The following is a 12629-nucleotide window of genomic DNA, read 5'->3' on the forward strand; positions in this document are numbered from 1 at the left end:
CGAACCGCCACCTTGGTCTAGCGACATAAAATTGACATCAGTATACGCAACGACTATTGAAGTATACATCAGCATCGCTGATATACATCACACAAGAATAATGTTCCCAGGAGACGCTATGAAACGCCAACTCAGCTCCGCGATCGCCGCGGCGGCCCTGATTCTTGCCTTCAGCTCCGCCGCTTCCGCGCAAACCGTGCTGCGCCTATCCCACCAGTTTCCCGGCGGACAAGGAGACGTGCGTGACGAGATGGCACAGCTAATGGCCGACGAAGTCGCCGCCGCCGACGTCGATCTCGAAATTCAGGTCTATCCCGGCCAGTCGCTATTCAAGGCCAAGGAGCAATGGAGTGCGCTGGTACGTGGCCGGCTCGACATGACATCGCTACCGCTCGACTACGCCAGCGGCCGTCATCCTGAATTTTCGGCCACGCTCATGCCGGGCCTGGTGCGTAATCATGACCGTGCCCAGCGGCTGAACGACTCCGAATTCATGACCATGATCAAGGACATCATCAACGAGGCCGGCGCGCGAGTGCTCGCCGATGCCTGGCTGGCGGGCGGCTTCGCCTCGAGCATGCGTTGCATCACCTCCCCCGACACGGTCGAAGGCCAGACCATGCGCGCCGCCGGACCAGCCTTCGATGAAATGCTGGCCACGGCCGGTGCCTCGATCGCCTCGATGCCGTCCTCGGAAATCTATACCGCCATGCAGACCGGGGTTCTCGATGGCGCCAACACCTCTTCGGGCTCGTTCGTATCCTATCGCATCTACGAGCAGGTCGACTGCCTGACCGCTCCTGGTGAGAACGCCCTGTGGTTCATGTACGAGCCGATTCTGATTTCCGAGCAGAGCTGGGATGGTCTCAACGAGGAACAACAACAGGCGCTGACCGAAGCCGGCCAGAAAGCCGAGGAGTTCTTCGCCAGTGAAGCGGCGGCACTCGATCAGGAAATGGTCGAAGTCTTCAAGGAGAACGGCGTCAAGGTCGTCACCATGTCCAAGGAGGATTACCAGGCCTGGCTGGATATCGCCAAGCAGAGTTCCTACAAGACCTTCGCCGAAAACGTTCCCATGGGGCAGGAGTTGATCGACGCGGCACTCGCCGTGGAATAACGGCTTCCGACACAACCACAACACCGGCCGTCTCTGGCGAGGCGGCCATCGACCAACGACGTCGGGGGATGACATGGCCGAGTCCTCGAGCCACCCGGTAGCGTCCAGTCACGGCGTTATCGGTGCCTATATCCGTTGCATGGACAACTTGTCCCGTATCGCCGCCGTTGTCGCGGGTACCCTGCTCGCGATAGGCGTTCTGGCGATCTGCCATATGATCTTCATGCGTTACATTCTGGGCGAAAGCACCGTCTGGCAGACGGAGTTCACCATCTTCTCGATCACCGACGCGATGCTGCTCGGCACGCCCTATGTACTGATGACCGGCGGACACGTGGCTGTCACCGCGCTCCCCGATGTCATCGGCGGAGTCATTCGCAAGATCATGCTGCTGATCGCCTCACTGGTCGGGCTCGGCTTCTGCATCGCACTGAGTTATGGCTCTTGGCACTACCTTATCGAAGCCTACAACCTGGGGTGGACCACCGGCACGGTATGGAATCCGTTGCTGTGGCCGGCACTGCTGCCGGTGGCTATCGGCACCAGCCTGCTTGCGCTGCAATACATCGCGGAAATTCTTCGGGGGGAATCCTGAGCATGGATCCAGTCACCAGCGGCATACTCGTCGTCAGCGCGCTATTCGTATTGATGGCTATCGGCACGCCCATTGCCTTTGCACTCGGCAGTGTTTCCCTGGTCGCCCTGGTGCTCGATCAGGGCATGGTCGAGCTGACTTATTTTGGTGAGACTTTCTTTCACAGCATTGCCTCATTCGCTTTCGTGGCGATTCCCATGTTCATTCTGATGGGTGCCGCGGTCGCTTCGTCACCGACCGGGCGCGACCTGTATCGCTCTCTCGATCTATGGATGGGCAAGATGCCGGGCGGGCTGGCCATCTCCAACATCGGCGCCTGCTCGATCTTTGCCGCGCTCTCGGGCTCATCGCCGGCGACCGCCGCGGCGATCGGCAAGATGGGCATCCCCGAGATGCGCAAGCGCGGCTATCCGGATGGCGTCGCCGCCGGTTGTATTGCGGCGGGCGGTACGCTGGGCATTCTGATTCCGCCCTCGGTCACCATGATCGTCTATGGTATCGCCACCGAAACCTCGATTGGCCGGCTATTCATCGCCGGAGCCATGCCGGGGCTGATGCTGGCTGGCCTGTTCATGCTCTGGACGCTTATCGCCTGCAAGATGGCCGGCGGATATAACACGCCCAACCCGGTGGCCGAGGCAGCCGCCAATATCAAGCAGAACGTCGAAGGCAACATGCGCGCACTGGTGCGCGTGCTGCCGTTTCTGATCGTGGTGTCGGGGATCCTGTTCGCACTCTACGGCGGCGTCGCCACGCCCTCCGAGGCGGCAGGCGCCGGAGCCTTCCTGTGCCTGGGATTGGCGATCGTCGTTTACCGCATGTGGCAAGTCGGGCCCATCAAGACCATCATGCGCGATGCCCTGCGCGAGAGCGTGATGATCATGCTGATCATTGCCGCCGCGGAGATCTTCGCCTTCGCCCTGTCGTCGATGTTCATCACCCAGACGGTGGCCGGCGCAATCGCCGATCTCGAAGTCAATCGCTGGGTATTGATGGCGGTCATCAACGTGTTCCTGCTGGTGGCCGGTTTCTTCCTGCCACCGGTGGCGGTGATCGTGATGGCGGCGCCAATCCTCATGCCGATCATCCTGGAGGCCAACTTCGACCCGTACTGGTTTGCGGTGGTGCTGACGATCAACCTGGAAATCGGCCTGATCACACCACCCGTGGGTCTCAACCTGTTCATCATCAAGGGCATCGCACCGGATATCGATTTACGCGATGTGCTATTGGGTAGCCTGCCCTACGCACTGTGCATGGTATTGGGCATCGTGCTGCTGTGCTTCTTCCCGGGGATTGTGACCTGGCTGCCTGACCTGATCATGGGCTGAAGGGCCGACAAGTAAGGAAGACACGATGAACATGAGTTTTCTGCAGGAACTCTTCAGTAACATCACCCAGCGAGACGCGCTGCTCAGGCGGCGCGTCGGCGAGCCCGTTCACCCCGATCACCAGCAATTGATCGCGGCCTGCCTGGCGCTGCTGGAAAGCGACGGCGAAGCCTCGAGCATTGCGCTGGCCAGCCGCGCGCTGGCGCTCTATGCGCGTCTGACCGCAGAAGAAAAGTCGCGCTTTTTCGCCTCGCTGGTCACGGATTTCTCCGCCGATCCGCAGTCGATCGATCAAGCTTATGCCGCCTACCATGAATCGCGCCACGAGCAGGAATTACAGGTTCTCTTCGACGCCTGCGAGCCGCGTCGGCAAGAGCTGTTGCGCCGTCTCAACCTGACCAGCGGCGGCACCTTCGAACTAGTGCGCATGCGCGAAGACCTGCTCGGCCAGATGCACGAGCATCCCGAGTTTCAGGCCATCAATGCCGACTTCGCGCATCTGTTCGGCTCCTGGTTCAACCGTGGCTTCCTGATTCTCAAGCGTATCGACTGGAACACCCCGGCGGTGATCCTGGAAAAGATCATTCGCTACGAAGCAGTACACGAGATTCACGACTGGAACGACCTGCGCCGCAGGCTGGACGCCCGCGACCGGCGCTGCTTCGCCTTCTTCCATCCGGCAATCGGCGACGAGCCGTTGATTTTCGTCGAAGTGGCGCTGTACAAGGGCCTGCCCGATCAGATCCAGAGCATTCTCAGCAGCGACAAGTACGATATCGACGACCCCGAAGCGGCCGATACCGCCGCCTTCTTCGGCATCAGCAACTGCCAGACCGGGCTGCGCGGCATCTCGTTCGGCAACTTTTTGATCAAGCAGGTGGTCCAGGAACTCAAGCAGGAGCTACCCGATCTGCGCAATTTCGTCACGCTCTCACCGGTGCCCGGCTTTCGCAAATGGCTCGAAACGACCTACCTCGCCGACGAAGACACCGTCGAGCAACTCGACGCCGACGCCCGGGAGACGCTCGCCCACCTCAATGACCCCGACTGGCGCAACGACGAGATTCGCGCCGAGCGGCTCAAGAACGTCGTCAAACCGCTCGCCGCGCACTACCTGCTGACGATCAAGAACGCACATGACCAGCCACTCAATCCCGTTGCGCGTTTTCATCTCGGCAATGGCGCCCGGCTACATCGCATCAATTGGCTCGGCGACACCTCGGACAAGGGCATCCACCAGTCGACGGGGCTGATGGTCAATTACCTTTACGTGCTCGATGACATCGAACGCAATCACGAGCGATACACCACTAACGGCACCATCGCCTGCTCATCCGAGGTGCGCGATCTCGGCCGCCGCGCCCGCAAACAACTCAAGGGAGACACCGCAAAATGAACCATAACCTCTTCGAGATGTTCGCCGAGCGCATGCGAGACCGGGGAGAAGCCGATTTTATCGTCACGCGACAAGGCCAACGCTACAGCTATGCCGAGGCGCTGGCATCCAGCGGTCGACTGGCGGGAGCCTTGATCGCGCTGGGCGTGACACCCGGCGATCGCATCGCCGTGCAGGTCGACAAGAGCCCCGAGACGATTCTGCTGTATCTGGCTTGCTTGCAAATGGGTGGCGTCTATTTGCCGCTCAATACCGGCTATACCGCCGAGGAGATCGGTTATTTTCTCGGCGATGCCGAGCCGGCACTGTTCATCTGTCGTCCCGAGGATATCGAGGCGGCACGACGCATTGCCATGCAGTCCGACTGTCCCAACGTGGCGACCCTCGGCACCCAGGCAAACGGCAGCCTGATGGAGTTGGCATCAATCGTAGAGCCGCAGCCGGCTATCGAACCGCGCTCCAGCGACGACCTGGCCGCGATTCTCTATACCTCGGGCACCACCGGCCGCTCGAAAGGCGCGATGCTGACCCATGGCAACCTCTACTCCAATGCCAACGCCCTGGTGGAAAGCTGGCGTTTCAGCGCAAGCGACCGGCTGATTCACGCCCTGCCGATCTTTCATACACATGGCCTGTTCGTCGCCTGTAACGTGGTGCTGCTGTCCGGTGCCAGCCTGCTGTTCCTGCCGCGTTTCGACGTCGATGCGATCATCGATGAACTGCCCCACGCCACGACCTTCATGGGCGTGCCGACGTTCTACACCCGGCTATTGCAGGACGAGCGGCTGACGCCCGAACTGACCCGTAACATGCGCCTTTTTACCTCCGGCTCCGCCCCGCTGACCGCCGAAACCCACCAGAGCTTCGAGCAACGCACCGGCCATGCCATCCTCGAGCGTTACGGCATGACCGAAACCAACATGAACACCTCGAACCCTTACGAGGGCGCACGCATCGCCGGCACCGTCGGCCTGCCGCTACCCGGTGTCGAGGTGCGTGTCACCGACCGGGAGACCCGCGAGACGCTGGCCCAGGGCGATATCGGCATTCTCGAAGTGCGCGGCCCCAACGTCTTCATCGGCTACTGGCGCATGCCTGAAAAGACCCGCGAAGAACTCGGCGACGACGGTTTCTTCATTACCGGCGACCTGGCGATGATCGACGAACACGGCTACGTGCATATTGTCGGCCGCGACAAGGACCTGGTGATCTCGGGTGGCTACAACGTCTACCCCAAAGAAGTGGAACAGGTCATCGATGAAATGGAGGAGGTGGTGGAGTCGGCGGTAGTCGGCGTGCCACATCCGGATTTCGGCGAAGGCGTCATCGCCGTGGTCGTCGCGCGGCCCGGCGAGGCTGTGGACGAAGCCAGCGTGCTCCAATCGCTGGAAGGCCGCCTGGCTCGCTACAAGCAGCCCAAACGGGTGTTCTTCGCCGACAGCCTGCCTCGCAACACCATGGGCAAGGTGCAGAAAAACCAGCTACGCCAGCGTTATCGCGACCTTTATACATCATCCTGATTGATGGAATGCACCATCAGAGCAGCTCGGCGGCCCGAATGCCGTTGCCGAGCTCCACGGATGAAAATATCTTTTCGCTGACCCCTTTCAAACCCGACACCAGGCACACACCACTCTCGGCGCTACGCGTACTCTCGCAACTCAGGGCATATAGATAGCGGGCGCCACGCTGCAATTCGTCGAGCTTCTCGGCGAAGTCGTCGAAGTAGATTTCGACGACCTTGTTCTGGCTGTTCAGCACCGAAAAGAAAGGGGCATCGACAAGGCTCTCACCCAGTATGACGCCACCGTTGCCATCGCTGTAAATTCTGCCCACAACACTCGGCATATCCCATAGCTGGCGTGAGAAGCTCAGGTATCCGGCGAGACTCTGTTCAGCGAAGAAAGCCGAGGAATAGGAAGCCTCCTGTCCATTCGAGCCAAGCAACGAGCGACCGAACCCCAGCCGTGTTTCGCTGGCATCGAGCACATCGAGCAGCGTGGCGCCGATATCCACCATGGTGCCCTGGACATGCCGCTCGCCGGATGGCATCGAAGCATCGAAAATCATCAACAGATTCTCGCGCTGCGGCGCCTTATCGAGCGCTACCTTGGCATCGTTGACCATTGACAGGTGATCCGACAAAACCACCAGCGTGGTGTTTTCGTAGTACGGCGAGCGTCTTATCCTGTCGATGAACTCGCTTACCAGGCGATCGGTACAACGCAGTGAATTCAGGGCCTTCGACGAACCATCGCCATAATGCACGCCCTCGCAGCTCGGCGGCACATGGTGATTGGGCGGATGCGTGTCCATGGTCAGCGCGAATAGCGCGAATGGGCCATCTTCCTCGGAGAGAGCCACGAATTCGTCATACACGATTTGCAGCAGCGTGTCGTCGTACAGCCCCCAGCCCGAGAAGGCGCTTTCGGGAAGAGGCTGCTCGGTTTGAAAGTAGGCTCTGTCCTTGACCTCCATGAACCCATGCTGGCGCAGAAAGCTGCCCTTCCCGGCGAACTTGCCGGAGGCGCCGCCGATATACACCGTCTGATAGTCATTCTCGGCAAGAATCTCGGCGATGCACTTGGCCTCGGGCAGGAAGCGTTCCACATGCCCCATGTCGTTGATGCCCGCGCCGGGGGTGACCAGCGGTATGCCGCACTGGGTATTCACCATGCCGGCAATCGTCCATCCCGCGCCCGGCGATTGCTCGATACCGGAAAAACTCAGCGAGGTTTCGCGCAGGCGGCTCAAGTTGGGCAGCAGGCCGGGAAAGAGCTTGTCGTTGAAATAGGTCCGCTCGACGCCTTCCAGATAAAGCACGACGAGGTTTTGCTTGTTTTCGATGACCCTGGGCTCGACTACGTACATGGCGTCGAGTCGCCGCGCCTGATCGCTGTTGATCCGGGAGTAGGAATCGGCCAGAACCATGATGTCCTGATGCCAGGGTGATACCAGCCAGGCCGCCACGAGCATGACAAAGCCCATTCCCAAAGGCAGCATCCGCGTTCTACGCTTGGGAGTTCGCCTCGAACGCCAGCCAACCCCGAGCGAGAAAACCACCACGGAAACAGCCAGCAGGAGAAAGATCACGGCCACCGCTATCTCACCCAGAAACTGGCTGTAGTCCGCTCCCTCGGTACCGCTGAAAAGATGGAATATCACCGCTTGATTGATGCCGACACCGGTCATCATGTCGGAAACGACCCACAGGCCCCATAAGAAGATATAAACGAAGCCGAGAACACCCAGGACGATCGCCAGTCGCGAACGGGTTCGTGCCATCAAATAAAACAGGCACACGACGACGAAGCCTTCGAGCACATGGTAACTATCGAGGAAGCTCAGCAACGCCTCCAACTCGAACGCCTTGAGCGCTGCGTAATAGCCTTCGCCAAACGGCCATAACCGTAGCCGATAGAACACCGCGCCTGCCATGAAAACCGCGATATAGGAAAACGCCAGCGACCAGGGAAATCCGCGCCGGGGCTTATTGGGCATTGCCCCCATGGTGACAGCCTCGTCGACGGTCGCCGTGGGACAAGAGGATCCCGTCCACAGCGTACCGCGCAAACATGACTGAAGTATTACACATCCGCCGCCAAGGGGTACGTCGAAACCGTTTAGAGGAAGGCTGGTTTATGAAAGGCGATCAACTCGGCAACTTCCCGCACGCCGGGTTCCTCGGTCATCGATGGGGTGCCGCCGGCCAGGACCTCAAGCACGGTTCGCACGCCACGCGCCAGAGACTCCAGATGGTAGCCACCCTCCAGCACCATGGCCAAGCGCCCATCGCAGTGCTTGTCGGCCAACTCCTGAACGATAGCGGTCAGCGCGCCGAAGCCGCTGTAGCTCAGATTCAGGCATAGATCCAGCCGGTGCATGTCGAAGCCCGCCGAGACCAGTATCAAATTCGGCTTGAACCAATCCGCCGCCGGAACGAGAAGCTCACGAAAGACCTTGACCAGGGCGAGATCGCCGCAACCGGCTGGCAGGGGCACGTTGACGGTCAGCCCCTCCCCGAGACCCGCCCCGATATCCTCCTTGTTGCCGGAGCCCGGATAAAAAGGCGCGCCACGATGGGTATCGAAGAACATCACATCCGGCGAGGCCCAGAAGATATCCTGGGTGCCATTGCCATGGTGAACGTCCCAATCGACGATCAATACGCGCTCGCAGCCCAGCGCGGCCTGGGCATGCGCCGCTGCCACCGCGACATTGTTGAATAGGCAAAAACCGCGAGCGCGCACCGAACCCGCGTGATGGCCGGGAGGCCGACAAAGCGCGAAAGCGCTGCGCGCGCGACCGCCGACAACGGCCTCGACCGCGGCAATCGCCGCCCCCGCCGCCACTTCGGCGGCATCGACGCTGCCCGACGAAACCGCCGTGGTATCGACATCCAGCCAGGCCTGCTTACCCCGCAGCGCGTAGATATCCTCCAGATAGGACGTGGTATGTACCCTCGCGAGCTGTTCCTGCGAAGCGCCACGCGCCGTCTCGTAGCGCACACCCGGTACCGGCTCGCGTGTCAGCAGATCGGTTATCGCCGAGAGACGCCCTGGATGCTCCGGGTAGCTCCACTTGAGAACCACGCCGTCGAAAAGCCCACCGAGAATTGCCTGCACGCGACTCGCCAATCGCCCGGGCAGGAAAGGCTCTTCGGCATTGGGCCGATGATCCAGCATCCGATCATCGTGAATGACGATGACATCGCGATCGCCGATCACTAGCGATACCTCCATGACCGTCCAGCGGCTTCACTGCCCAGGCGACTTCTCAACATGCCACGGCATCTACTCTGCAACATAGTCCAGATGGAACGGCTTTCGCGACGCCCTGCCCGGTAACTCAACCCTGAACCGTTACCTCACCCAGCGTAGCGCCACGCTGTCGGCTCGGCCCAGTTCATCGAGAATGTCGAAGTGATCGCAATCCTCCACGCAGGCGGCGCGTACGGCCACGCCCAACCCGGCCAGTTCGGCGGCGAACGCCAGGCTCTGGCGATGGAACTCGAAGGTATCGCGCTCGGCATAGAGAATCTGGGTCGCGGGCAGTTCGGGGTTAAGTTGGAACATGGGACTCAACGCGCGTGCCTCGGCGACGTCCAGCCCCAGCGCGTCGTTGACGAAACATTTGGCGATGGGCTCGAGATCGAACACCCCGCTGACCAGCAGTAGCGAGCGCAGCGGCACCGCCGGCAACCCTGACAGTCGCGCGCCGGCCAGCGGCACCATCGCCGCGAGTTGCGCTCCCGCGCTGTGACCGCCGAGATGAATCTCGCCGCTCAGATTGAGCGACGGCGCCTGCTCGAGAATCGCATGCAACCCGCGCATGCAATGCACGATCATCTCGTCGATCGAGGCATGCGGCGCCACGCTGTAACCCAGCGAGGCAAAAGCCATGCCCCGCTCGAGCATGCCCCGCTCAAGAAAGCGTGGCGCCATGAAATTGACCGCCGTGTGATCGAGGCGCTGCCAGTAGCCGCCATGGATGAACGCGACCAGCGGCCAGGGCCCCTCGCCCTCGGGAACGAACAGGTCAAGGCAGGTATCTGGCGTATTGTCTGTTTCGTTACCGTAATCAAGGTGCAACGGGCGATGCTCGCGTACCACCGCCTCGCCCTCCCGGGCCTGTCGCGCAAGGATAGCCTCGCAATCAGGCGCTAGGCGTCGCGTGGCATAGGCGTCATCCAATACCCTGCCCGTCATTCCCCGGTAACTTGCACCCATCGTTCCCTCCCTCGCGTCCATGATTTGCCCCTGGGGGTAGCAACAGTGTAGCGATAGCCCTCGACGCAAAACCACTTCAGCCAACTACTTCAAGCATGAAATTTTAACCTTGAAGTATCTATTCGGGCCTGCTATTGCTAACACATCGTCAATCAAAAGCAGCTTCCGGCCCTATGAAAATTGCAGTTCTCGGCGGCGGCCCGGCGGGCCTCTACTTCGCTATCAGCATGAAGCTGCGCGACCCCGCCCACGACATCACGATCTACGAGCGCAACCAGGCTGACTCCACCTTCGGCTGGGGTGTGGTGCTCTCCGACGAGACCCTGGGCAATCTAGCGGCCAACGACCCGGTCAGCGCCGAATGGATCGGCGATCACTTCGCCTACTGGGACGACATCGCCGTGTACTTCAAGGGCACGCGCACCGTCTCCACCGGCCATGGCTTCTGCGGCATCGGTCGCAAGCAACTGCTGTTGCTGTTGCAGCGACGCGCCCGCGAGCTCGGCGTCGAACTGGCCTTCGAGACCGAGATCGGCGACCCTCGCCCCTTCATGCAAGACCATGACCTGGTGCTCGCCGCCGACGGCCTGAACTCCAAGGCACGCGGCGCCTTCGCCGAGGTTTTCCAGCCCAATATCGAATCACGCAAGTGCAAGTTCGTGTGGCTCGGCACCCATCAGAAGTTCGACGATGCCTTCTCGTTCATCTTCGAGCAGACCGAACACGGCTGGGTGTGGGCTCATGCCTACCAGTTCGATAACGACACGGCGACCTTCATCGTCGAATGCGCCGAGGAAACCTGGGAGAAGTTCGGCTTCGGCGAAATGAGCCAGCAGGAATCGATCGCCGTGTGCGAGCGCATCTTCGCCGAGCATTTGGGCGGCCATGCGTTGATGAGCAACGCCCACCACATTCGCGGCTCGGCGTGGATCAACTTTCCCCGCGTGCTCTGCGAGCGCTGGTCGCACGAGAACCTGGTGTTGATCGGCGACGCCGCCGCCAGCGCCCATTTCTCGATCGGCTCGGGCACCAAGCTGGCACTGGAGAGCGCCATCGCCCTGGCCGGTTACCTGCACAGCGAGTCCGGCCTTAATGCGGCCTTCGCCAAATACGAAGACGCCCGCAGGCTCGAGGTGCTGCGCCTACAATCGGCGGCGCGCAACTCGCTGGAGTGGTTCGAGGACATCGCCCGTTACCTACACCTCGATCCGGTACAGTTCAACTACTCGCTGCTGACCCGCTCGCAGCGCATCAGCCACGAGAACCTGCGCCTGCGCGACAACCGCTGGCTGGCCGGCGCCGAGCGCTGGTTCCAACGCCAGGCCGGCAGCGACAGTGACCGCGCGCCGATGTTCGCGCCGTTCCAACTGCGCGGCATGACGCTCAAGAACCGGGTGGTGGTATCGCCCATGGCGCAGTACAAGGCGGTCGACGGCTGCCCCACCGACTGGCATCTGGTGCACTACGCCGAGCGCGCCAAGGGCGGCGCCGGGCTGGTCTACATCGAGATGACCTGCGTCAGCCCCGAGGGCCGCATCACCCCGGGCTGTCCCGGCATGTACACACCCGAGCACGAGGCGACCTGGAAGCGCATCGTCGACTTCGTGCACCGCGAGACCGACGCCCGGATCTGCTGTCAGTTGGGCCACTCCGGCCCCAAGGGCTCGACCCAGGTTGGCTGGGAGGAGATGGATGCGCCCTTGCCCGAAGGCAACTGGCCGCTGCTCGCCGCCTCCGAGGTGGCGTGGTCGCCACGCAACCAGACGCCCCGGGCCATGGATCGCGATGACATGGATGCCGTACGCGATGAATTCGTCGCCGCGGCGCAAATGGCCGAGCGCGCCGGCTTCGACATGCTCGAGTTGCACTTCGCCCACGGCTATCTGCTCTCCTCGTTCATCACCCCGCTGACCAACCGGCGCGAGGATGACTACGGTGGCAGCCTGGCCAACCGCATGCGCTACCCGCTGGAGGTCTTTCACGCGGTGCGTGCCGTGTGGCCCGACGACAAGCCGATCTCGGTGCGCATCTCGGCCTGCGACTGGGTCGGCGACGACGGCGTCACGCCCGAGGAATCGGTGGCGATCGCGCGGATGCTGAAGGACGCCGGCGTGGACATCTGCGACGTCTCCGCCGGGCAGACCTCGACCCGCGCGCGACCGGTCTACGGACGCATGTTCCAGACGCCGTTCTCCGACCGCATCCGCAACGAGATCGGCTTGGCGACGATGGCGGTGGGCAACATCTACGAACCGGATCACGTCAACTCGATCCTGATGGCGGGGCGCGCCGACCTGGTCTGCCTGGCCCGACCACACCTCGCCAACCCCTACTGGACGCTGCACGCCGCGGCGGCGCTGGGCGACAAGACCGAGGCCTGGCCGGCGCCCTACCTCGCCGGGCGCGACCAGTTGCACCGCCTCGCCGAGCGCGGCGAAACCCTGAGCATGAAGGTGTGACA

At 61.6% G+C, this 12629-nt stretch carries 9 protein-coding genes; 6 read left to right on the forward strand and 3 right to left on the reverse strand.

Features of this window, described 5'->3' with window-relative positions; genetic code table 11:
• Positions 1 to 118 precede the first annotated feature (118 nt).
• The 5 genes from BLR92_RS04085 (at position 119) to BLR92_RS04105 (ending at position 5959) form a co-directional block, all read left to right on the forward strand.
• Positions 119 to 1117, forward strand: a complete 999-nt coding sequence (locus BLR92_RS04085) for a TRAP transporter substrate-binding protein (RefSeq protein ID WP_089725717.1) — start codon at positions 119 to 121, stop codon at positions 1115 to 1117.
• 73 nt (positions 1118 to 1190) lie between these two features.
• On the forward strand, positions 1191 to 1712 hold the full coding sequence (locus tag BLR92_RS04090; protein ID WP_089725720.1) for a TRAP transporter small permease: 522 nt from the start codon (positions 1191 to 1193) through the stop codon (positions 1710 to 1712).
• 2 nt (positions 1713 to 1714) lie between these two features.
• On the forward strand, positions 1715 to 3043 hold the full coding sequence (locus BLR92_RS04095; protein ID WP_089725722.1) for a TRAP transporter large permease: 1329 nt from the start codon (positions 1715 to 1717) through the stop codon (positions 3041 to 3043).
• A gap of 25 nt (positions 3044 to 3068) precedes the next feature.
• Positions 3069 to 4439 carry a malonyl-CoA decarboxylase gene (locus tag BLR92_RS04100; protein WP_089725724.1) on the forward strand — a complete coding sequence of 457 codons (1371 nt, stop codon included), beginning with the start codon at positions 3069 to 3071 and terminating at the stop codon, positions 4437 to 4439.
• Complete coding sequence (locus BLR92_RS04105) at positions 4436 to 5959, forward strand: malonate--CoA ligase (RefSeq protein WP_089725726.1); 1524 nt, start codon at positions 4436 to 4438, stop codon at positions 5957 to 5959. Before BLR92_RS04100 ends, BLR92_RS04105 begins: the two co-directional genes overlap by 4 nt.
• A 16-nt stretch (positions 5960 to 5975) precedes the next feature.
• On the opposite strand, the gene BLR92_RS04110 is transcribed toward BLR92_RS04105, so the two are convergent.
• The 3 genes from BLR92_RS04110 to BLR92_RS04120 form a co-directional block, all read right to left on the reverse strand.
• Positions 5976 to 7949, reverse strand: a complete 1974-nt coding sequence (locus BLR92_RS04110) for a sulfatase-like hydrolase/transferase (RefSeq protein WP_089725728.1) — start codon at positions 7947 to 7949, stop codon at positions 5976 to 5978.
• Between the two features lie 113 nt (positions 7950 to 8062).
• Complete coding sequence (locus tag BLR92_RS04115; RefSeq protein ID WP_089725731.1) at positions 8063 to 9181, reverse strand: histone deacetylase family protein; 1119 nt, start codon at positions 9179 to 9181, stop codon at positions 8063 to 8065.
• A gap of 120 nt (positions 9182 to 9301) precedes the next feature.
• Positions 9302 to 10168, reverse strand: a complete 867-nt coding sequence (locus BLR92_RS04120; RefSeq protein WP_175488706.1) for an alpha/beta hydrolase — start codon at positions 10166 to 10168, stop codon at positions 9302 to 9304.
• A 173-nt stretch (positions 10169 to 10341) separates the two neighbouring features.
• On the opposite strand from BLR92_RS04120, the gene BLR92_RS04125 reads away from it, so the two are divergent.
• Positions 10342 to 12627, forward strand: coding sequence for a bifunctional salicylyl-CoA 5-hydroxylase/oxidoreductase (locus tag BLR92_RS04125; protein WP_089725734.1), 2286 nt, complete (start codon positions 10342 to 10344; stop codon positions 12625 to 12627).
• Positions 12628 to 12629 lie beyond the last annotated feature (2 nt).

The sequence above is a fragment of the Modicisalibacter muralis genome (assembly GCF_900102945.1).
Taxonomy (GTDB): domain Bacteria; phylum Pseudomonadota; class Gammaproteobacteria; order Pseudomonadales; family Halomonadaceae; genus Modicisalibacter; species Modicisalibacter muralis.

Excerpts from the sequence above, each read along its gene's own strand:
- BLR92_RS04105 (WP_089725726.1), top strand. The coding sequence starts at position 4,436 with ATGAACCATAACCTCTTCGAGATGTTCGCCGAGCGCATGCGAGACCGG.
- BLR92_RS04115 (WP_089725731.1), bottom strand. The coding sequence starts at position 9,181 with ATGGAGGTATCGCTAGTGATCGGCGATCGCGATGTCATCGTCATTCAC.
- BLR92_RS04110 (WP_089725728.1), bottom strand. The coding sequence starts at position 7,949 with ATGGGGGCAATGCCCAATAAGCCCCGGCGCGGATTTCCCTGGTCGCTG.
- BLR92_RS04120 (WP_175488706.1), bottom strand. The coding sequence starts at position 10,168 with ATGGGTGCAAGTTACCGGGGAATGACGGGCAGGGTATTGGATGACGCC.
- BLR92_RS04085 (WP_089725717.1), top strand. The coding sequence starts at position 119 with ATGAAACGCCAACTCAGCTCCGCGATCGCCGCGGCGGCCCTGATTCTT.
- BLR92_RS04095 (WP_089725722.1), top strand. The coding sequence starts at position 1,715 with ATGGATCCAGTCACCAGCGGCATACTCGTCGTCAGCGCGCTATTCGTA.
- BLR92_RS04100 (WP_089725724.1), top strand. The coding sequence starts at position 3,069 with ATGAACATGAGTTTTCTGCAGGAACTCTTCAGTAACATCACCCAGCGA.
- BLR92_RS04125 (WP_089725734.1), top strand. The coding sequence starts at position 10,342 with ATGAAAATTGCAGTTCTCGGCGGCGGCCCGGCGGGCCTCTACTTCGCT.
- BLR92_RS04090 (WP_089725720.1), top strand. The coding sequence starts at position 1,191 with ATGGCCGAGTCCTCGAGCCACCCGGTAGCGTCCAGTCACGGCGTTATC.